General features: G+C 41.8%; 12 protein-coding genes. 3 read left to right on the plus strand and 9 right to left on the minus strand.

Going from position 1 to position 22,240, the window contains the following annotated elements; genetic code table 11:
* Window positions 1–16 precede the first annotated feature (16 nt).
* The 9 genes from IQ19_RS18765 to IQ19_RS18810 all read right to left on the minus strand — a co-directional run bounded on the left by IQ19_RS18765 (window position 17) and on the right by IQ19_RS18810 (window position 19,086).
* The gene (locus tag IQ19_RS18765) at window positions 17–4,480 is read right to left on the minus strand and encodes a coiled-coil domain-containing protein (protein WP_144544057.1); all 4,464 of its coding nucleotides are present in this window, start codon (window positions 4,478–4,480) and stop codon (window positions 17–19) included.
* Window positions 4,458–5,207: a DUF6063 family protein gene (locus IQ19_RS18770; RefSeq protein WP_242021051.1), complete on the minus strand. Its 750-nt coding sequence runs from the start codon at window positions 5,205–5,207 to the stop codon at window positions 4,458–4,460. The genes IQ19_RS18765 and IQ19_RS18770 overlap by 23 nt, the downstream gene beginning before the upstream one ends.
* Entirely contained in the window at window positions 5,204–6,715 is a 1,512-nt protein-coding gene (locus IQ19_RS18775) for a hypothetical protein (RefSeq protein ID WP_242021052.1), read from the minus strand. The genes IQ19_RS18770 and IQ19_RS18775 overlap by 4 nt, the downstream gene beginning before the upstream one ends.
* Window positions 6,706–7,779: a Wadjet anti-phage system protein JetD domain-containing protein gene (locus IQ19_RS18780; RefSeq protein WP_242021053.1), complete on the minus strand. Its 1,074-nt coding sequence runs from the start codon at window positions 7,777–7,779 to the stop codon at window positions 6,706–6,708. The genes IQ19_RS18775 and IQ19_RS18780 overlap by 10 nt, the downstream gene beginning before the upstream one ends.
* Before the next feature lie 178 nt (window positions 7,780–7,957).
* Complete coding sequence (locus IQ19_RS18785) at window positions 7,958–8,347, minus strand: DUF5367 family protein (protein WP_277875352.1); 390 nt, start codon at window positions 8,345–8,347, stop codon at window positions 7,958–7,960.
* 1,253 nt (window positions 8,348–9,600) lie between these two features.
* Window positions 9,601–10,257, minus strand: coding sequence for a glycoside hydrolase family 25 protein (locus IQ19_RS18795; protein WP_144544061.1), 657 nt, complete (start codon window positions 10,255–10,257; stop codon window positions 9,601–9,603).
* 136 nt (window positions 10,258–10,393) lie between these two features.
* Entirely contained in the window at window positions 10,394–11,056 is a 663-nt protein-coding gene (locus IQ19_RS18800; RefSeq protein WP_242021055.1) for a peptidoglycan-binding protein, read from the minus strand.
* 768 nt (window positions 11,057–11,824) lie between these two features.
* Window positions 11,825–16,321, minus strand: coding sequence for a tachylectin-related carbohydrate-binding protein (locus tag IQ19_RS18805; protein WP_144544062.1), 4,497 nt, complete (start codon window positions 16,319–16,321; stop codon window positions 11,825–11,827).
* A gap of 98 nt (window positions 16,322–16,419) precedes the next feature.
* Window positions 16,420–19,086: a hypothetical protein gene (locus tag IQ19_RS18810; protein WP_144544064.1), complete on the minus strand. Its 2,667-nt coding sequence runs from the start codon at window positions 19,084–19,086 to the stop codon at window positions 16,420–16,422.
* Between the two features lie 631 nt (window positions 19,087–19,717).
* Here IQ19_RS18810 and IQ19_RS18815 point away from each other — a divergent pair.
* From IQ19_RS18815 to IQ19_RS18825, 3 genes are all read left to right on the plus strand, one after another.
* A complete protein-coding gene (locus IQ19_RS18815; RefSeq protein ID WP_242021056.1) occupies window positions 19,718–20,578 on the plus strand; it encodes a zinc metalloprotease in 861 nt (286 codons plus the stop codon).
* A 238-nt stretch (window positions 20,579–20,816) separates the two neighbouring features.
* Window positions 20,817–21,653: a C1 family peptidase gene (locus IQ19_RS18820; RefSeq protein WP_144544066.1), complete on the plus strand. Its 837-nt coding sequence runs from the start codon at window positions 20,817–20,819 to the stop codon at window positions 21,651–21,653.
* 12 nt (window positions 21,654–21,665) lie between these two features.
* Window positions 21,666–21,995 (plus strand): protease inhibitor I42 family protein, encoded by a 330-nt coding sequence (locus IQ19_RS18825; RefSeq protein WP_144544068.1) that lies wholly within the window; start codon window positions 21,666–21,668, stop codon window positions 21,993–21,995.
* The last annotated feature ends 245 nt before the right edge of the window (window positions 21,996–22,240 follow it).

Here is a 22,240-nt window from a genome sequence, read left to right on the forward strand (position 1 = left end):
TTACGTTTAAGTCCCACTATTGAACAACTTCCTCTCCCTGATAAATCCGAAATGCCGGAACAATCGTATCCGACACAATCTCTTTCCCTTTTTCCCGAATAAAATCCAATTTATAATAAGCATCGAACCTTTGACTTATTTCTGTTTTCACCAATTCAGGCGGGGTGACGACGATAAATTGGAACTTCAGTTTTTCAGCAACGGCGAAGATCGGGTCAAGCACATGAGCCGACGCTGCTTGTCCGAATGGATTATCACACACTAATGGAACCCAGCTTTGATCGGTTTCACTTTTAACGGATAGGAGCATCATCATCATGACCATGCGGGCAGATAGCTTTTGGCCGCCGCTGCCATCTGATTTCGTTTTCGAACCCTGGTTGATCGTCTGCCAGGTTGAATAATGCTCGCGCTGCGGTTTTCCGTACATGAAGGCATTGTCTGTACGCATGTTATAAACCAAGAGTTCTGGGTAACGATTTCTGAGGGAGACAAATAAAATCTGCTCATCACTGATGAGTTGCTTTATGTCCTGGTCCAGCTCCAGATTATTGTCGTCAATCATCTCAAATCGCTTCGTAATTTTGTTAATCGCTGAAACAAAATGCTGTTTCAGCAACGGTTCGACATCTTCCGCTTTTTTAGGCAGGATGTCTTCTTTGAGCTGAACAAGCGGGAAAGATCCCCGTTCATTCTTCAGCTTCATTTTCGTAATCATGGAACGAATCGCTTCTGAAATGCTCATTACCTTCATGCTTGCCCGGCTGGCCCAGAAGTTCTGCGCTTTCTCTGCCCGTTCTTTGTCTCGTTCCAATTGCTCTAAGCCGCTCTGTGAAAAACGCTTCATGTTTTGAACGACATTTTGAATATGCCCATAATGCCTTGTATCCATGTGATCGAGCGTAGTTAAGACTTCATTTTTAAAGCGGATCTCCCAATCCTTGCCTTCAATATTAAGCTTTAAATTGCGCAGGGATTGTTCAATTTTCGCATGTTTCTCCTGGCCTTCTTCCTGAATATCCTGATGTTTTTCACTCCAGGAAATGATGCTTTGCCTTCCTTGACTCTTAATTTTCTCGACATCTTCTTCCGTAAAGGCAGCCGCTTCCTCTTTCAGAATAACGGATAGAGTTAACAGATCGCCTTCGAAACCAGCAATGTTTTGTTCGGTTTCTTTTTTGCGCTGTTCCGTTTGCTTCATTCCTGCCTTCGTCTGTTTAGTCTGGTCAGTAATTTCAACTGTCTTCACTTCCAGATCAAGCTCTTCCCATTCTTCCGGCTGTTTGTCATGCTTGTCCACTTTTTTTGCTGACTTTTTACGCAGATCAATCGCATGCTTTAAAGACGTTTCAGCAACGGTTACGGCCGTTCCCTGTTCGCGCTCCTCTTTCTCAGCTGCCTTTGTTTCCTTTGCAGCCGTCTGCACCAAGTTTTCTAAAATACTCATTGGTTCATCTGGTTCAAAAGCTTCTTTCCACTCTTCGTTAAGAGCATGAAGTTTTTTCTCCAGCTTCTTTTGCTGCTTCTGTTCGGATTCTCTTGTCGCTTGAATCGCAAGCAATTCACTTGCTTGTTCTTCTTTTGATTTTTGAAGCTGTTTTAGTTCATCGATGCTTCCGTTGATCTCTTCTAAAATATGAGATGATAACCGTGGGACCTCTTCAGAAGCGTCAGCTTTCTCAGCTGCAGGAAAGGCCGCACTTTCAATAAAGAAGCTAATCTCCTTAATAGTTTGCTCGGTTGATAGCTTCCATTCCAGATACGTTTGACTCCACTTTTCCTGCAGGCCAACGATGGTTTGATGCTCACTGGCAATCTCCTGCTGGGCGGCTGTGAATGAATCCTTTTGTTTCTCTTTTTCCAGCTTTACCCGTTTATTTTCCTGGTTCAGCGACTTTTCACGGTCAAATTCCTCAAGCGTTTCCACATCTTTTACTAGTTTTTCAATCTTTTCTTTTGTCTTCTCCAGCTGTTCCTTCAGCCCAAGCTGCAGTTCTCTTTCTTTTTCCTCATGCACGATGATTGCCTGTAATTCTGTCTTCTTGGCAATCATCGCTTCCTGTTCCTGATTTAGTGTTCTATCGATATCACTGGCAAGGTCATTGGCCAGGAAGCGGTCGATTTCTTTTAAAATTCGTCGTAAAGATGTTTCCGTTTTTTCGATCTCTGCAAGTGTATCTTTCTTTTCTTCTATTTGTTTCGCAATCTTAATTTTCCAGTTCGTGAATTGATTTTTATCTGTCAGCAGTTCCTTCTCCGTGCCAGTAATCATCACAAAAGAACCCTGATGATTTTCGCTCGTCATTTCTTCACGCATAAAAATCGGAACCGGGCTTTTAAACATTCTTCCTGACAAAACCTGCTGATTAATTTTCTCCCATTGCGGCTTGCTTACAACTAAGCCATAAGGAAGAAGCGGGTGCGCCAGCAAATGGTTCGCCATTTCATCCGGTCTTAACGATTGGAGAAATTGGGACCCAAAAAATACGTCAATGCCCGTCTTCTCATCAATCCATTCTTTTAATTCCTTCACGTCATTGTTCGCAATCCAGAAGTGCTCATCATTCAAGGCATAATCCAGCTGCGTTTCCCAAAGAGCTTTTTTAACTTCTTCCCCTTGCTCTCGATTCTGAACGAGGAGCTCTTCCACTTGCAGGGCATATTTTGATAAAAGCGCGTTCGTGAATGGCGCCGTGACATCATCCAATAACCCATGCAGTTTATCGGCCAGCTTCGATTCTCTGCGATGCTGCTCTTCACTTTTCATCTTTAACTCTTCACGTTTTTCTTCTGAATACTGAATCGATTGTGCGAGGGTACCATGTGCAGATGCAAGCTGATTCTGCTTTTCATTCGATTGTTTATCTTTTACCTGCAGATCTTCCAGACTAGCTCTTTTGGTTTCAATCTGTTTTAACAGATTTTCGATAAAGCCCTGTAAATCATAGGTTAAGCGATCGCCAAATTCTTTGATAAGTTTTTCTTCTTTCGACTCAAATTCATGAATTTGCGTATATAGAAAATCAATTTCCGTATGAAGCTTCGCAATCTCTTTTGTCTTTTGCTTATCTAGTTTTGACAGATCGTTTGATTTTTTCTTCAGGAACTTTTGATATCCCAAATAATGCTGTACTGCTTCCTGAATGGCCCCGGAAGATTGCTCCCATTTCTGAGCCGCTTCTTTTTTGATTTCATCCATTCTTTGGTTTACTTGCTCCAAGCCGCTGTTTTGCTCCAATTTCGCAATCTGCTGTGAAAGCGCCCGAATGCTTTGTTCCGCTTCATGCCATTCTTTCAATAAAAGCTGAAAAGCCAGCTCGTCTTTTCGCTCCTGCTTTTCCTTCACAGCTTCCTTCAGGATCGTATGCTTTTTCTGTTCTTCCGCTAATTTCTTCTCCCAATCAAGCACTTCCCGATGGGCCTTTGCATACTCGAGGTTATCTTTCTGAAAGCGCAGATCCACTTGCTTGTTTGTTAATTTTTCAATTTCCTTTTCCAGCTCAAGCAGGGTTTCCTCTTCCGTTTTCTTCAAATGTTCCAAAGCACCAAGCAGCTGACTTCCCACCTTGATGCTGTCCTCAGCAATTTCTTTATGCTTGACACCCTTTGCCAGGTTCTCTTCAAAAGGAACAATATCTTCCAGGAACTCCTTATGCGCCTGCTCTCTTTTTAAAAGAACAGGCAGGTCCTTTGCAATACTTGCTTGACTCTTAAAAATCTCCACAAGATCGTTCTTTTGATGCTCTGTCCGGTGAAGGACCTGACTGACAGTAGGAATAATTCGCTTTTGGAACAGGGAATGATCATCCTCAGCTCCTTCAAAAAATTTTCCAACGCCGCCTTCATCCTTATTAATGTCTTTCATAATATCCCAGTCTTTACGGTTAATGCCATATGTATCAAGGATGCGATAGTGCTTCTTCGTATCTCGGTAAACGTCATAGCCATTCCATTTTAAATAGTCTTTCAAGCTTTCAGTTTCCGCAGCTTCACCATTTTCATAGAGTGGAATATGCTCAAGCGATGCTTCTTCTTTCCGTTCAAATTCCCTTGTATAAAACGTAATATTAGGGACAATCTTCGCTTCCTGCTCCAGCGTTTTGCTTTCATTTCCGCTTTCTTCATTCATGGAAATCCGCTGTTCAGCAGAAAACATTCCGCCTGTCACCAAATGCCTGCGGTCAGCCCCATCCAGCTCCCATTGAATGAGAACATGAAAGGTATAAGGAATGAATTGCTCTTTATTATTAAAAAAGAATTGCTGATAATAGCGATTGTTCTGTTTTCCCCACGATGTTCCAGGCTTGAGGATCTGGAAGATGGTTTGAAGGAACACCCCTTTCCCTCCCCCATTCATCATGGAAATGAGGCCATTGGTTGAGGTCTCCTCATTATGGAAGTTGAACGTGGTGTCCTTATATTGTTTTTGCATGCCATCATACTTCAGGCCGGCAATTCTAATTCGATGGATTTTCGGCATGCTCATCCTCCTCTGTCTTCATTAATTCCTTAAACATTTCATACCGGTCATAATCGTGATAGAGATATTCAATCCGCTCAAAAAGTTCCTGTTTGGGAATCACCTTTGGAATATCATCACGGTCGAGGATGATAATCAGCCCTTCCGTCTCCAATAAACGCATGCTGCTTGCAATCAAACCGATCCGAGTTCGCCGATTGGCTTTTTTCGCTCCGTAATCGTCGGTGTCGACCTCCATGTATTTCCATGTTGTCACGACATCCTTCATATCAATTTTTTCTTCCTCTCCAAAGGCCGGTTTCGCTTTAAGAATGGCATCCCAATTCATGATGAGATCATTGACTCGCCGTTCCAATGCGTAGTAGCTAATTCCTTCCCGCTTCGTGCGGATTTTTGCAGCCTGGTTGCGATCTATGCTAGCTAAAAAAGCCATAATGACAACGCTAATCAGATGAAAGTGTTTCTTCGTTTCAATTTGCTTATGCTTCTCTTTCATATGAGTAAAATTCGTAGCAAAAACAGAGCCGGTCGGCTGCACAACCAGCTGAATCCGTTTTGGCGATTCAATGATATAGGTACCAGATTCGTCTGCCAATAAAAGAACTGTCTGTCTCACATCCGGATCAAAATACGCCTGGAAGTGCTCGCTGTTTTCGTCGATGACTTTCTCTTTTAAAAGCGTAAAATAAACAGCTGATGCTTTTTTGATCGTTTCTGCACTCATCATTTCTCCTCCTGTACACAAATTTTAAACGGGGTGATTTTCATTTGATACCAGAGGAAAGGTTCCGCCCGATGATCAAACTCGGTATAGATCTTCAGTCCTTCAAACACTTGAAATTGCGGATACTCCTGCATGAGCTTATAAAGAAGAATTTCCCGTTCATCGCTTAAGGTTTCTTCCTTCCGATGCAGCACTTGAACCTTCAACGGCTTTTTATCAAACATCATCCATAAATCAATCGTTTCCGATTCTTCAAACCATAAATCCTGAACTTCCAGCGGCAGCGTCGATAAATCGGCCAGTGAAAACTCTCCGTACGTTTGTAAATATTGAAAAACATAACTCCATGCCTTAATGACGGAATCCCAGTTCGTTACCCGCAGATGCGTAATGCCCTCTTCTTCCTTTTCTTCCACCAGCGTCTCCGTCAGCTGCTTTTCATCAAATTCCTGTTCGCCCCAAATCCAATCCAAGGGCAAAATAAATTCATTTTTAGGCGAAAATAAAGGTGATAGTACATTTTCAACCATATCAAAAGAAGAAACGCCTTCCTTCATGAACCAGTTCTCATAAATATGTTCCCGAAATGAAACCAGGCTGGTTTCCCAAAACAGCGATGGGTTTTCCGCTTTTAATTTCATCTCATAAGAGATATTTTGAATAACAAGCTTGGCAAAACGGTCATGCAGCTGCCTTGTATGGCCAATCTTCTCCTGGAGAAGGATCAATTCTTTTTGAATGAGATCATCTTCTTCATTTCTTCGTTTCGTTTTCTCAATCATGCTGCTGATGGTGCGGAAGTGATTTTTTTCTTCTTCAAATTGCTTTTCGATTTCCGCACGATTGTCGGCCCTTTGCATTTCTTCTTCCATCAATAAGATTTTGGGATTGTTGATCATTTCTTTTTGAAAGGAAAATTCTTTTGCCATTAAGCGGTTTACACGTGAAATGAGGTGATCGAGGTTTCGAGTAGCTTTGCGGAAATTACCGTTTTTAATCAGCTGCATGCTATAGAGCTGTTCAATCGTGATCGAGAATTCCTCTGCCATTTCCCTGCTCATAAATATCATTTCCTGTGAGACATCGGTGAGTTTGTAAACAATGGATCCTCCCATCTCCAGGTTTGTATATAATTCATCCATTGTCACATAGCGGAAAACCTGAATCTCCCATGACTGCCTGATTTCATCGTAATAAAGGGCTTCAAACGGTCTGCTGTACTCCTCTTTTCCCTGATACAGTAGCCCGCTGGTAATCCGTTCAATCTGCTTCTCATCGGCCAAAAGCTTCATTTGCTTAATCGAATCTTCCACCATATACTTGATATCCGATTTCCTCCGATGATCATCATCATTCAATTCCCGATAAAAAATGGTGAGGAGCACCTGCATGAGAATCGTTTGGATATGAGGCTTCAGCTCTCCGACTTCCATTCCTCTCCCTAGCTCAAACAGCGGGTTTAAACGCTGCATCCTCTGGGCGAACCCTTCCCATGATTCGTTCACATCCATCTCCTCCATGTTTCAATTGTTAAGACTTCCTGAGGAATCCTTTTATTTTCCTGCCATAATTGCATTAATAGTCCTTGCTCTTCTTCTGTAAACCACTCAAAGAACGCATCACGGTATTTAAGATTTTGAATTTGACCTGATTTCTGTTCATTTCTTTGATCAACACACTCGAGCATTTTTCGATAAATCTTTAGTGCAGGCTGAATGCAGCAATTCGGATATTTTTCAATCAGCCGATTCATGATTCCGTACCCTGCCGCATCGAGATCTCCTGCATAATAGAAAAGATATGATTTTGGCGGGAAAATTTTAAAGAAAAAGGAAAAGCTCCGTTCAATTTTAGTGCCTTCCCCATAAATGATCAGTTCAGGTTCATAATCCAGCTGATCCGCTTCCAATAATTGAATGGTAGTATGAAAGAAAGATAGATTCTCGACAATCATCACTCGCTGAATATCATTGATTTCTTTCCCCTGCTTCATCCAAAATACAAAAGGCTCCCCGTATTTCACCACTTTAAGCTGCTCTTCTGAAACACCAATTCGGGTTAAAAAGCCTTTTCCATCAGGAAAACTAATCCCATCCAGCAAGAATTTTTCATGACCAAAGAGCTCCAGGCTTCTTTCTTCGAGTGAAACGATTTCCCGTTCCTGATTTGATTGGAGAAAAGCATATAAATTTTGGATTCGGTCCCATTCCTCTTTCGTCTGCCATTCCGGGTGCCGTTCATAAAACGAAAAATCAAACAGATCACTTAACTTCATCATCTGGAGCCGGTCCCATTTATTTGCCTGAACCTTCAAGTTAACCCAGTAATATAAAGGCAGAGACGGTGTCCTGCCATTGTATTGACTATTATGTATGGGAGTCAGCTGCCCTTCATTTTGCAACGATTCGATGGCTTGATGAAACAGCAAATAACCATCCATCTCGTAATAATCATGTAACAGCTTCCGCAGCTGAAATTCTAAATCGTTTATATTTAATTTCTTTTTTTGCTTCGGGTGTTGAATATCTTCTATAAAACTTCTCACCCTTGTTTCGATGATGTTGATTTTGTTCACCTTCTTAAACTTCTTTGAGCCATATTGATATTCTCCTGCAATTCTAATAGGCATCATTTTTATTATAAACTAGTTGTGGAATTGTTGGTAAATGGATTTTTAAATGGATGGAGGAAATGGGCTAAGAAACAATGCATGAAAAAATGCCCGCCCCGCAACTAGGGTCCAGCACCTTTTCTCAAATGGCATCATTTAACCTTAACTTTTTTGTAAAGCTTGATAATAATATCAGGTTATACGCCCAAAGCAGCCAGGCAGCGAATAACGGAAGGGAATCATTAGTTAAATTCTGAAACACTTTTGCAAAATAAATAATACTTAATATATCCAAAATTATTCCTGAAAGAGCAATCTGGACAGCAGCTAATATACGTCCTGAGCCTGAAATTTTCCTAATATAATTGTAAGCATTAGTTGCAATTGTAATTAAGGGGATTGCCAGAATAAAAGTCGTAATCACTAAAAAAACCTGGCCAGGAATTAGAAAAATCAATCCAAATAAAATGAATAATATTGTTGCTGAAATCCATAATAAAAAGCCCCATGTTATATTGATAATAAAATACACCTCCTGCAAATACGCGGTAAATTATTCGCAAGTACTTATTTACTCCCCTGCCAATAATTGGGGAATTTCATGTAAAGATTTCGTCTAGACTTTCCTGTAGGTGCATCAGGTAATTTTTTTCTTGACTAGCACAAATAAATCAACTTTACATTTCCCTTCTGCATCTTCAGTAGGATTATTTAGATTATATTCAAGGTTGTATCTATCCTAATCCGCGTCATAATCGCTATTTGGCAGCCATTCTTCAAATCAAATCATTGCTAGTAAATCGATTTGTGATGAATAGAGGAGCCACATTCATCTAAATGTCCATGTAAGAAGACTTATAACTAGCTTAGATCTTTAGACTTGTTTTTTTATGGAAATGCTGTATTTATTCTAAAAGTGAATATCATATATCCAGGATAAAGTATTACATTACATCAATAAATTATTAAGAGACCTAATCTAGCGCTTGGACAACAATAGGTGAGCTGAGAGGGGAGATATCAGTGCGAAAAACAGGAAAACAAGTTGGTCAACAAACCGAATATGAGGCCCGGTTTCAGGCTGGCTATCCAGCTGGGTATGAAGTTTGGCAACACCCTTGGCAACGTTTAGAGGTGGAAACCTTTCCACTACTTGTGCGGGGTGGTCCCACGATTGGGGTTAGGTGGCATCCGGGAAATGTACAGGGAACTTTCAACATACTTGGGCTATTTTTCAATAAGGGAACACGTCCAGCAGGATTAGGGTTAGCACCTGGCCAAGGTTCTTGGCTGGATCGTGGGATGTCAGATAACGAACCGGACATTCTTCAACAGAACGTACCCGCAAATGTTACCTCTGCCCCTTGGTTCATAGATTTAAGAAGCCCCAATAAGTACTGGACCTTCTATGTTTTTAATACCGGTCAGGGGGTATTAAGGATAACTCGAGCACATCCAGGGAGACGGATTGATTAACCGGTTTTAGTTCTTTCATATGAAGGTTTGTAATTCCGCCACATTGATTATCCTACTGCTTGGAATAAAGCAGCGCTCATTAGGACAGTTTTTGTACTTTTTGAAACTCTTCCGAATATCTGCAAAGCACATTAAAAAACACCTTATGAGCCCTTGAAAAACCAGGGTTTTTAAGGTGTCTCAAAATTAAAAGGAACATCAGAAATACATCATAATTGTAGGTGCTGTGTTCTGATCATGTTCTTGCTATGTTCGTTAATTAACCGATGTGCAAGGTTATAGATGAAACTCCCATTACTCTCTAATTTCCTACCAAAGCATACTATCAATTCTAAATTGTTCTAATGTCTCAATTGAGCCATCAAAATCGTTTAAATCTACATTTCCCATGATTCCAGATACACGTCCACTGTTCGTATATTGCAGAAATCTCCACTCACTCCATCCTGAAAAATCTTCTGGCTGCTGTACATCATAGCGTGCAAACCACAATGGATATTCACCGAGTGATTCATTTAGACTCCTTCGTCCAAAATCCAGATATGTATAGACTATAGGTTTGATCCCCACCTGCTCCATAACACGTTCCATCCAGATTCTTGCCCATTCAGATAGTTGATCTTTATCCAACCCTCCCTGGTTGGTTTCAAAATCAAGCACTGGTGGTAAACGTAAATCACCTTCAAAGCCTCCAGCTCCGTTAACTGTATCAATAAAATAATCCGCTTCCAGAATAGGATCATCCATTGATTCGGGATAAGCATAATGATAGGCACCAACGTAAAGTCCTGCGTTTTGGGCCTCTGTATAATTGAAATCAAATTTCGCATCCTTAACGGTTGCACCTTCTGTTGCTTTTATAAAAACGAACGACTTTCCTGCTTCAAAAACCAACGTCCAATTAATATCTCCTTGATGTTGTGAAACATCCAGCCCTTGTACATTATCAGGATTTCGCGGTTGCATTCATCTCAACCTGCCTTTCAAATAATCGAACTATAGAATTACTATTTAAAAATGGTAAGAATAGAGCCCAGAAATACCGCCGTTTCGATTTCAATAAGGTCCTCTAAAAATTTTTAGACCTAAAATCTTTACACCTCTATCTCTCAAGAGCTTCCCAAGTATTTGGACCCGCAATTCCATCGGCAGATAGATTATTTGCTTTTTGAAAATTTATTAATGCTTGTCTAGTCTGCTCACCAAAAATCCCATCACATTTTCCCGTGAAAAATCCAACCCTTGTAAGTGCTTCCTGCAGTTGTTTTACAAACTCCCCAGTGTCTCCCATACGAAGCATTGGACGGGAGGAATTAGGATTTAAATCCTTCATTTCCAAATGAGGATAATCTTTAAATGAAGTCCAATCTCCTCCCCATTTAAATCCCAACTCTTTACCCATATTTGCTGCTCTAATCCAATTATCATTAACATCCCAAATGGCTCGATTACCATCGTCACTAAGTAAAACAAAATCAATCGCTAATCCGAAATTATGGTTTGATTTCCCTGGTTTTACTTGTGTTACAATTGGCTTACTTGGATCACCATAATCTTTTCCATTATAAACATAGGATTGTCTTCCTTGGCCGTAAAGAACTGCCTGTTCTTCCATACTCCTATAACCAGAGGTTATGAGAACATATATGTTCTCTTTAAAAGCTCGTTTAATCAACTCTATTGCAGCTTCTTTAACTGTAGGATGTATACCCTCTTTCATATTTGTAATTGAACGGTCAATTAAAGTTTCTAATGTAACAGACAATTATAGTAACCTCCTTCCATTTTCCATATCTATTTTTTCTTAATTATCTTTAATTATTCTGAAAAAATTAATAAAAACTTTGGTATAAAATTACAAATGGTCGGCTGTATCCTTTCTACTAATCTGCCTTTTTTAAAAAAGACTTATAGGTATTTCAGTTTTTAGATTATTAAATTAAATAGGAACGAATCATAGCTAGGAAGAATTTTGATGTGAGATAAAATAAAATTGTCTTTAGATTTAGCTATAGTATTATGCCACCATGGCAAAAGCTAGCCCAATACCATGCGCTATGAAATTCAAACACAAAAGGAGGTAAAAATTTAGAGATGCCACTCACGGCACACTGATTTATAGGAGTTCTGATCTTAGAGAAAATGCTTATCAGGGATACATATATCCTCCCTCAACATGATGGGCAACCTTTTTATTACTCCGTCTCCAAGTAGAAGCTTGAAGTTTGCTCCTCAAGTACTCGAACGATTTCTATAATTCGAGAACCACCCCTAAAACAAAAATAGGTCACTGCAACGATTAGAGAGGCAGTGGCCTATTCCTTTAGATCTTAGATAAGATAGGTGTTTCTATGGCTAAAACATGGCATTAACCGTATTTTTACGACTCCGATAAACCTTTTATAAAAAAACTATTCGGACATTTATGTTTAATCATCAAGTTCCGTAATAATCTGTATGATTGGCTCATTATGAATAGCTTGTTTGCCTCATGACCAGAAGGACAACAAAGCACGAACTGGCAATCACTTATTTACCAACTATTTCCGATATATTTCCCAGATGTCGGATCCCACCCTAGTGCACCAGAAACATCACTCTCACCTTGACCTGTGTACCGGTACCAAATAAGATCGCCCGTTAAATTGACAGCCATTACCATATGACCTAATCCTCCATCATCCGATACTCCTCCGAAAACATGCTGCATGTTCTGCCAGCCTCGGCCAATCCGATTTCCGGAATTTGGGTTCCAACCTTCAGTTCCCGACACATCCTCTTTTCCATTGCCGCTATACGAATACCAGTGCAAATTCCCGTCTTCATGAACGGCGAAAATAACATTCCCCGATCCATGAATGTGTTTGAAATTTTGCCACCCATTTCCAATCGGGTTACCAGAGTTTTGATGCCAGCCCTGAGTACCAGAAGGATCTTGCTCCCCATTCCCATTATAGGAATACCAGTGCAGGTCGCCATTTTGTGCTACTGCAAAAATTTGCAATTGAGCGGAATCATTAGATGGCCCTTCCCTTGGAACTACAAAAATTTGACGGTAGTTTTTCCACCCGCTTCCAATTACGTTTCCTGAATTAGGATGCCACCCAAGTGTCCCAGTCACGTCGCTTTCACCATTTCCATTGTAGCAATACCAATGTAGATTGCCATTGGGGTGAATAGCCATGATAACACCATCTCCACATCCAAAGATATGGAGCATATGATTGAAACCACGGCCAATAGGATTGCCAGTATTAACATCCCAGCTCTGGGTATTCTCTGTACTCCCAACTTCTTCTCCATGACCAACATACTTGTTCCAAATGAGATCTCCATTCTTCATCACACCGTAAAATATTCCCTGCAAAGGCAACCCATTATTATTGGTTGTTGTTCCATTACCTCCATGAAATATCTTTAGAAATTTCTTTTCTTGTAATGTATTTTCCGGTAAATCTACGATATCACTGTAAACAGTACGTGCTCCGATAGCATCGTATTTATACCCTTCAAGTCCCATTACTTCCCCGCGCTCCTTCTCTTGAATTCGAAGGCGAAGCTTGCCTGTATGCCCTAAATCAAGGAGAATCTCCTTGTCTGGACAATTTTCATACCCGCACATCCCCCAGTTTCCTAATTGATAGTTAACCTGTACCCATGTGGGGATTTCTAGGTTGGGCCCCTCATTATTGTTTGCAATATTTACGTAAGTCAAATCAACCATATTTGAATCTATACCAGGCGGTGATTTGAATTGTTCTAAGGTTATATCAAAAGCCTGTAAGTATGGGCCGGAAAACGAGACGAACAGACTTTTTCCATTTGAATTAGTGCTGGGTCCTCGTCTAACACGAAGTGATCGTTCTGGCAGCAGTTGAACCATTTCCGTCATCACTACAGACGAGATCTCTAATCCTTCGAGGCTGTTAGGCTGGTAGCGCGCTAATGCAAGTCGCACGAAGGGGCAGTATGAGTTTTCTACCAAAGACGGGATGGCAATGTCTACAAACCAGCGGCCATCCTGATTCCAAGGCTCATGTGGGACTGCTAAAACATTCGTCCCTGCCTCCTTGAGATATACTTCACGTGATTCTCTGGATGCCAGAGTGAAATCTGCAGCCTTTGGCCAACGTTCAGGCCCTGTAGTCCCATAGTAAGGAGCATCATAGATGGGATCACGTCCTGCCTGCGTGACGAATGGCTCTATTTCCTTCGGCGGATTATTGTCCTTCCAAACAAGCACTGCCAACTGTTCTCCTTCACCGGTCTCGTTCCAAGAACCCTTAAGTTCAATTCTCAAGTAACCACCCTTTCGGCGTCGGTTTAGGCTGAAGTCTTCCCCATCTTCGTGATTCTCTTCCCAAACAAATGCCGGGCAAGTTGACACTACCATCGGCGGTGACGGTCGAGCGGAACTAGGGATGCTGATAGGACTTTGGACTGTTCGAGCGACAAACGCCTCCTCGTTATCTTCTTCGAAGAACTGCTGGAACCGGCTAACCGCCGTCAATGTATAAGTAACTATACGATGCTTTGTATCACCAAACTCGTGTCGAATTTCGTCTGATATGTAATAATCCTCTCGGTCAATATTAAGAACGTTCACCGGATAATCCACTACTTCTTGGGTCATGTTGTCATTTTGTTCCTTCCAGGATGCGGTAATCTCAAGCTTTACCGTACTTTTAGGATCGATACCATGATTACGCGGATCTAGGATTAGTAATGCATAATTCATGCCTTCACTACGATCGACTACTAGAGTTCCATTCGGGTAGCTTAGCGGGCGTCGCACCGCATGTGTAAAAGTCACAGTACGTGCGGGTGTAACCATAGGGTGGCGGCCCTCATTCGCCGTAATACCCGAAATTTCCGATAGCGACTCGTTAATCTCAAAATGGTCAAGGGTATCCTCTTTTAAGAACGAAGAAAGATCAAGGGTGATTTCTTCTGCCTTGGCCAGGCGAACAATAAGTCGTTCACTGATATCTTGGTCCTCGCTATGTGATGCAGGCTCCCATTCAAGGATCTTCGTTTCACCCGGCGCACGGTCCCTGAGAACGATCTCCTTTGGCTTGAATTCAGGCCATGGTTGGCTCCATGAACGTTCGGTCTTAATAACTTCCGGGTCACCCGATTCGCTGCGCGTTAGGGATGCCTCCTTTGGAAACACACAAACTCCTCCTGCAGCGAAGTCGGGAAGCAGCACCTCGTCAGAATTTGAAGATCTGAATTTGTTGGCATCCTCTTTCGCTTGCTTTACTAGATTCACAATTTGTTGGACACTCATGCCTTCTAGAGCATTATGCTGCTCAGCCAAAGTAAGCGAGGATTTTGGAGCAAACAGCAATCGAGTGGTATTAGACTCAGTTGCATTTGAATCATTCTCGCTTCGTATTAGAAGATGGTTAATGGATTCCCCTGGGCTAAGTGTATTTTGATCAAGCTCATTGGGAAGTAAAAGGTCAGGAGGTGACACAGGTTCGTAACGCCGGTATAGAACCGCCTTGGTAAAACAGCGGTCTGCGTCAGGATTATTAAGAGCAAGACCTCCTCCAGCGATGTCGGCCACCCGCGCACGCAAACGGTATGTGTGGGTAAAACGCAATAGAGGAAGACTGCCTTTCGGGACGCTGAATTTCCAATCAAACTTAAACGGCATGTCTGGATGCGCTAAAGGCTTGATATCTGCCTGGGAATTGAAACTTGGCCGAGGCACTGAGAGACTCCACCCTGTCCACCTGGCAACAACTTCGTCAGAGCGGAGCACATTTTCAACCCTTATGGCAGCATGAGATTTTAAATGTCCTTCCTCCCTTACAGTCCCTCCGCCAATTACGATTTCATTACCCTCCCGGCTGGCCGTCGTGTATTTAGCATCTCGTTCGTGCAGTGAGGACCAATCTCTTCCCTGAAGTTTTATATCAATCCGATATCCAAGCACAAGGTCGTCGGCAGTAAGGACTGCCTCGCTCATAGAGTTCCGTTGCGCGTTAATATCCGCAGCCTGGCGCCGCTCTTCAAAATCAGCTTGACGACCGCATCTTAGAAGCATCAAACCAGCTGTACGCATGGCAGGAAACATGAAGGTTTGGGTATCGACTGAAGTTTTCTCTTCATCCCCCTTATCAGATATAGCTCGGGCAGCAGCTTCCAGCTTTTTGACCCCGTTGTCAACGTCTACAGTTACAACTTTCCAGCAAGGAGCGCCTTCTTCATTCGTCTCCTCCCTATCATCTGTCAAGGTTACCAAGCCGGCGCTTATGTTATTTGTAGAGCCAGGTAGAAACATGCTATTATACTTGGTCCATGGGGAAATGATTGGTGGTAAAGGAGCTGGCACATCTGTCCAGCGTACCCGAATAATCCCCTCTGGAAATTGAGTAGGCAGCATTGAGACAGGGATCCTTAGTTCAATTATAAGACCAAGTGCCTTAAGGACCGCGGGATGTTCTCTAAGGATAGCGATTGTCCGGTGAAAATCAGGCGGTGTAAAACGATTATTCTGGGGAGAGTTTGAACTTGGCTCCCCCGGTCTCAGTGCCATCACAGGCTGCTCCTCATTGACCCAGTTTATCAGCTCTTTTTTAATAATTTCGTCTAGTATAGGCTGATCTTCTTTATAATTATCCAACCTAAAATCTGTTGCTGCAACGGTCGTAAAGATATGATTTATCGTTTCAGCCTTAGTTGATGTACTGTCGACCTCAACCATTGGAGCATTAGGGTCGTGCTTTCGTGGTGATGTCACGATGGTGTTAGGGCCAAAGAAAGCCTCCCAGACACCAGGTTGTGCCTGAATGTGTGGAGGCTTAACCTCTACTGTGTATAGCTCACCGTTGATATCTTCCGCGAGATCCACTAATAATGTTGCATTTACAAGGCTCTGCGGAGGCCAATTCTCCATGCCGTGACTGGCTAGTGAGTTACCTTTTAACTTTGGTGTAATCAAAACTCGAAGAACTGCATCGCTTTCCTCACCCCGCAAAATGGTCCCACCAGGGACTGCAACCCACATTAACTCGCTCATTAAAAAATTCATCCTTTCTTGTATTACTTTATTTTTCCAATGGCTGCTATATCTATTGCTGAAATGAAATATTTCACTTTATTGTGTGTATCTTCTTGTCAGTACGCAAAAGCCTCGTAGTAATCAGCTAATTTATCAATTTGAAGTTCCGCGACCTCACCATCCGGGGACGCCAAAGGCTGTATATCAGGTCCCTCCAATACCCATTCACCGCTGTTAAGAGTTATAGATTCAGAAAACAATGTCAAATCAACCTCAATGACAAGTTCCGCTTGACCGACCAATCGGTTTAATGGTGGAGACTCATAACTGAGTTCTACATATAATTCAACAGACACCGACACAAGGCCAAATATATCAACACTGCCTCCAATCCGGATGAAAGCGTCGAGCTCAATGTTTTGGCCGGATTTGATGAAACGGACGCCTCCGAGCGCATGAACCTCAGCGCTAACAATACCAAAGTCGATGCCTACCGTTGCCCCGAACTCCATTGATGCCTCAAACTTCGTAAGTCCTTCCTTGCCGAACTCAACGTCAATATAGCCCCCTCCTCCGAACATAAGCACGGAGAGATTGAAAGGGTTGTCGCGTCTTCCGAAACTGAGCGACATCGTAACTGGGTCCATTGAATTTGATTCTGGGTTTTGTTTTAAGGGGACATTAACCCCACAGTGAATGGCAATGTTACTCATCATAAACGCTCCAGTTTTTACACTTGGAAGTTGAAACGTGTAGCCTGCTTTGATCCCAGCTGGTGTAGAACTGAGTGTCGGTCTATTACCGCCCAGTAAAGGCTTGAGTTCTTCCAAGAGTTTCTGTACTAGCTGGAGCGCACCTTTGAAATCAATTTCCAATCCATTGATCTCTAAATTTGGTTCGCATCCTGGCTTCTGTATATATACAAGTGAACCAATCTTTAGAGTTACAAGATCAGTCTGAGGAAGACGAAATATAAAATGTTTTACCTCACACTTTATCTCCGATTTCGTTGCTGAATGTTCAACCCTTAGCTCAGCCTTCGTCTTGTTTTCAATGGTTTTAAACGGTCCATAATCTTTTAAGTGCAGGTCCCATTCCATTATGGCTCCTGGGGGATTTCCTGGCACTTGAATCATTTTGGGCGGAAGATACTGATCGACTTTGAGAAGCTCTCCAAGAGGTAAGCCAAGTATCATTGCATCCTTATATATTTCCGACACAGGGATATCTACGTCAGGTACAGAAATTGGACCTAATGTACGTGAAATTTTATTTGCGTTGAACTTTGGTGCAAGAAGCCCTCCCGAGAGCCCAGGCTGATTCGTAAAGTCAATCACAATGTCCTCTATTGGTTTTAGTGGGGTATCTCCAATATCAATAGAATCTAGGTATTCTTGGCTGTATTTAAGTGGTAAGCGCGATTGTTCATTTAGTATCCTCCGCATTGCCGGAAGCTCTACCATGAATTGTTCCAGCTTAGGGATGAACCCTTCTTCAGGGTGATCACCAGTGGCAATTGTGATTTCGTGTACCTCGTGAACATCGCCATCCGTGCCGCCTCGGACCAAATCAATGGGAACGCCTGGGACTGGAATGTTGCTGTAGGGCTTCCATAAATCTGTAATAGTGTTTTTCTGTTCGGGTAAAAGCTGCTTTACAAAAACCAGCGGAACATTGAAATACAAATCCCCTTTGCTCCCTTTAAGCCGCACTGGAAACTGCAGCAGCTCTCCGTTAAGTTTTTTTAGAAGAAAAAAATCCGCTCCCGGTGTTTCTAAATCAACAAATTTTTGAGCGAGTATTTCAACTTCATTAAACGGAAATTCACGGTTTTCGGTTTTGCGAACAGGCTCTGTAACCACAAGGTTAACAGCCGTATTCATTAGCATTGCTTCTCCGTCGGAAAACTCTCTAACGATTTTTTCTTCTAACTGCGCACGATGTCCAAAAGGAAAGAGATATCCCGCATGCTGCACTCGTACCTTCTGGTCCCTTCCTAGCACAATATCATGTTCCCACTCCAAGTTTGGCCATTTTGCAGTTGCGGAGAGCGAGCCTCCAAGTGTACTTAATTCCAGACGTTTTGCTTTAGGAAGCTCTTCTATTACGGAAAAATTTTGGGATTGGGACAAGCTTTCTGAAACAATGCTTTTGCGGTCAAAATTCTTAAGTGCTGGTCCAACAATAATTTGTCCATTCTCCCAGGTATCCATGTCGTGGCTTTCAATGTTCCTAAGAGGAAGAAGCGCGAGACGGGCATCTTCTGTTTCCCCATCACTAGCTTGAAGTCGTGTATACCAAAGTCCTGTCACTCCCGATGGAGACGTAATGGGTAGTACGGAGTGATCGGAGACTACTGTTCCTCCAGGGGACCTGGAAACCGCCGACAAAATTAACCCCCAGGGAATTTCAATGGCTGTAGGCTCTTCCCCTGCGTTAATTCCTTGGGAAACAACGCTGACCCCAGGACCCCTTAACAAGCTAAGTATCCCCTCTGCATTGAGATCCATAACCACTCCGGTTAGTACTGCGAATTGAACTCGGCTGTAACCTGACAGTTGTTTCTGTATTTTGTTGTATTCATAATTTGTACGAAATAAACCAGATGCCGTCTTCACTTGCTCGGCGAATGCCTGCGGGGGAAAGGTGAGAGTAATTCGTGCATTGTCGCTATTTGCCACCAGCCGCGGACGTCCTTCCAAATCTTTATCTAATCGGAAGTCCGACCATTGTATGCCAAAGTGGACAAAGTCTTCTCTCCGAACAATCAAATACTGCTGCATGTATTGACCTCCAAATTTTATAATGATTAATTTTTTGTTTTTTTAAAAAACTATCTACTTAATGAAAAATACCAAGATTTTTAAAAAGCTTCGTATTCATAAAATGTCTTTTATCATTTGTATTTTTCCCTATGTCCCTCTCAAATATTTATAATATTTTTCCAATTAATATTGAAAATTCTATCCTCCTTTTAGAGGTTTAGTTAGGAACGTTAGCAGGATAGGCAAGAGCATGGCCGCATTCTCAGGTTTGTAAGCTAAATAAAAAAATGGATCACTTTTACACTGTTAACTAATAACCATAAGCCTTTTGGCAGTTCCTAGCGGCTTTTACCATCCAAGTTTAAACGAATAAAATTATTCCCCTAAAACGACTCCCATTCTTTTATCATCATCGAGCTCTAGGGGGCGTGGAGGCAAATTCCCCAGGTCATTTCTAACTACTAAGTTAGTAAAGCTATCACATATATGATTTGGCTCATTGTTAGTGAAAAAAGATAGCTTTAGTCAGGATTTCTAAAATCATTTAAAATATATGGGTTATTGCTCTAAGTTAGAGAATTTATATATACATAAAACCATTCTCCTTCTTTCACACTATATAGCGAATCAAAAAAGGAGGATTCTTTATATGACACCCAACAAACCTCTTAACCATTGTGTTCAAATGAATTTGCCAGATGATCAATTATTCGAAGCAGCTCGCTTGGCGATCCTGGAGAACCCCGAAAATGCACCTGGTGAGGATGTTGCCTCGAGCGAAGAAATTGACAGCTTTGAAATGGCCTTAATAGTTGGAAAAAAGTGGGGGAATGGTCAGACTCTACGGGTTCGTTTCCTTGACGGAGACCCAGTTGTTCAAGAAAAAGTCAAAAAATATGCTAAAGAATGGAGCCGCTATGCAAACATTAAATTCGATTTCGGCAATGACCAGAATGCAGAAATTCGCATTTCTTTCAGAGATCCTAAAGGCGGTTATTGGTCACATGTTGGAACGGATAATTTGGGCGTAAGTAAACATAAAGCAACCATGAATTTTCAAGGATTTAATCGTAATACTCCAGAAGAGGAAATAGCCCGTGTGGTGTTACATGAGTTTGGGCATTGTATCGGTATCTCACACGAACAAGCAAGTCCCACAGCAAATATTCCTTGGGATAAGCCCGCTGTCTACCAATATTACATGAAAAAAGGGTGGTCAGCAGAAATGATTGACCATAACGTATTAGACAAACTTGAGCCACAAGGAGTTTTGTTCACCTCGCATGATCGACTATCTATCATGCAATACCCTGTTCCAAACGAATTGACAATCGGTGATTATGAAATTGGTTGGAACGTAACTCTATCGGAAACAGATAAACGGTTTATCGGCCAGATGTATCCCCTGGAAACAGAAGATGTTCAAGATGCTGATATTGAAGAATCAGCCATTGCATCGGTGGCATTAGGGAGCGATCCACATAGTCCGTTCACTGAAAGGGCAAAATAAATGTCAATTATACATGATTAAAACCCGGTCTCACCTTTAGATCGGGTTTGTCCTATTAGAAGGTAGCGAGACTGAAAATCCATTATTCCTTTCGTTTATACCAAACGTTCATACTTTTTGATCGTTCGAAATTGGTTTGATCACTGCATAATGTATGTATTATATAAAGTAGTTTTTCGGTAGGTATTGATTAACTGCCTAAAGTATTTAGTAAACAACATGAAAGGGGAATTTTCTTGTGGATACGTTTGGAACTGGCTATGTACCCGGTCCGATTGACAAAAGAGACATTATTATGGAGGGTATCTTGCCCCTTGTCCTTCTGCCGGCAAAAATCGACTACTCGACAATAGAGGTGCCCGTAAGGTCTCAAGGAACAAAGGATGCATGCGTCGGATTTGCCTTTGCGGTGATGAAAGAATACCAAGAGTTGAAGGAACATGGTCGATATATTCAATTCTCTCCGCTGTATCTCTATCAAAAATGCAAAGAGGTAGACAATATTCCAGCTGGCGGAACTCATCCACGTATAGCGGCCAAAATTCTCCAAAAGACGGGGATTTGCGAAGAGAGCTATCACCCTTACAAAACTGAAGAAGGCATCCCCCCCCTACCTGGTGCCGAGGAAAATGCAATCCAATACCGTATTAAGGCATATGCTCAATTAACCAATGTTCAGGCGATGAAAAGAAGTCTTTCCGTAAACGGTCCCTTTGTTGCAGGATTGCCCATTGCAATGACGGATTGGCTTATAAATGCTTCAAAAGACGGTTTCATTCCAATGCCAAAAAACAAGGAATACCTAAAGAGCGGGCATGCAGTTTGCATAGTTGGTTATAATAATGACGAACAAGTCTTCAAATTTCAAAACTCTTGGGGACCAAAATGGGGAGATGGCGGCTTCGGATATCTTCCCTACGCTTATATGGAGGATTACGGTAAAGAAGCTTACGGAGCTACCGACTTGATTACAAATCTAGAAGTCCTTGTAAAACAAAAAGAAGTAGTTCTTATCGAGCGTGGAGAGGAATTTGTGGTCAGCCGGGATGAAGCGGAACGCTATGGAATCAAATAATATGAGGTTACTATGATGGTACATGCAGGATTTGAGTTAAATGGTCAGTCCCTTTCATTAAAAGTAAACAATCAAATGCAAATCCTTCTCCCCTCCAATCCATCCACGGGTTACATGTGGGTAGAGAAAGGTATAGCAGCCAGCTTGCATAACTTACAATTGGATTGTTCGGATTTAATGACAGATGGGCCTGTTGGCCAATACGGTAAAGGCGGTTTTCAACGTTGGGTTTTCACCGCCGTAAGTCCTGGGCATAGTGTCATCATTTTTCATTATCAACAGCCTTGGGACGAAATGGCTGTCGATCAAACCTACAAATTGACAGTTGTAGTTTCTGAATAATAAAAGATAACAGACTGTAAAGTAAGGCCATAGCTTATTAATATTTTATTGATTAAAAAGTCAAAAAGAGAAAATATGATTTATAAAAGAAAGTAGATAAGACTTACTCACTAAATACACATTTGATTTTCAAAGGACACGGTCGATTCACCGGGCTTTCTAGTTATTATAAGATCTACACTTCTTAACTTAACCTTAATTTTTTGTGTTAATAATTATCTTATCCTACGGATAGCGTCTTTTAC

This window comes from Cytobacillus oceanisediminis (assembly GCF_007830235.1).
Taxonomy (GTDB): domain Bacteria; phylum Bacillota; class Bacilli; order Bacillales; family Cytobacillaceae; genus Cytobacillus; species Cytobacillus oceanisediminis.

Bases quoted from the DNA above. Each gene is read 5' to 3' on its own strand.
- IQ19_RS18765 (WP_144544057.1), bottom strand. From the start codon at position 4,480: ATGCCGAAAATCCATCGAATTAGAATTGCCGGCCTGAAGTATGATGGC.
- IQ19_RS18770 (WP_242021051.1), bottom strand. From the start codon at position 5,207: ATGATGAGTGCAGAAACGATCAAAAAAGCATCAGCTGTTTATTTTACG.
- IQ19_RS18775 (WP_242021052.1), bottom strand. From the start codon at position 6,715: ATGGATGTGAACGAATCATGGGAAGGGTTCGCCCAGAGGATGCAGCGT.
- IQ19_RS18795 (WP_144544061.1), bottom strand. From the start codon at position 10,257: ATGCAACCGCGAAATCCTGATAATGTACAAGGGCTGGATGTTTCACAA.
- IQ19_RS18805 (WP_144544062.1), bottom strand. From the start codon at position 16,321: ATGAGCGAGTTAATGTGGGTTGCAGTCCCTGGTGGGACCATTTTGCGG.
- IQ19_RS18810 (WP_144544064.1), bottom strand. From the start codon at position 19,086: ATGCAGCAGTATTTGATTGTTCGGAGAGAAGACTTTGTCCACTTTGGC.
- IQ19_RS18815 (WP_242021056.1), top strand. From the start codon at position 19,718: ATGACACCCAACAAACCTCTTAACCATTGTGTTCAAATGAATTTGCCA.
- IQ19_RS18825 (WP_144544068.1), top strand. From the start codon at position 21,666: ATGATGGTACATGCAGGATTTGAGTTAAATGGTCAGTCCCTTTCATTA.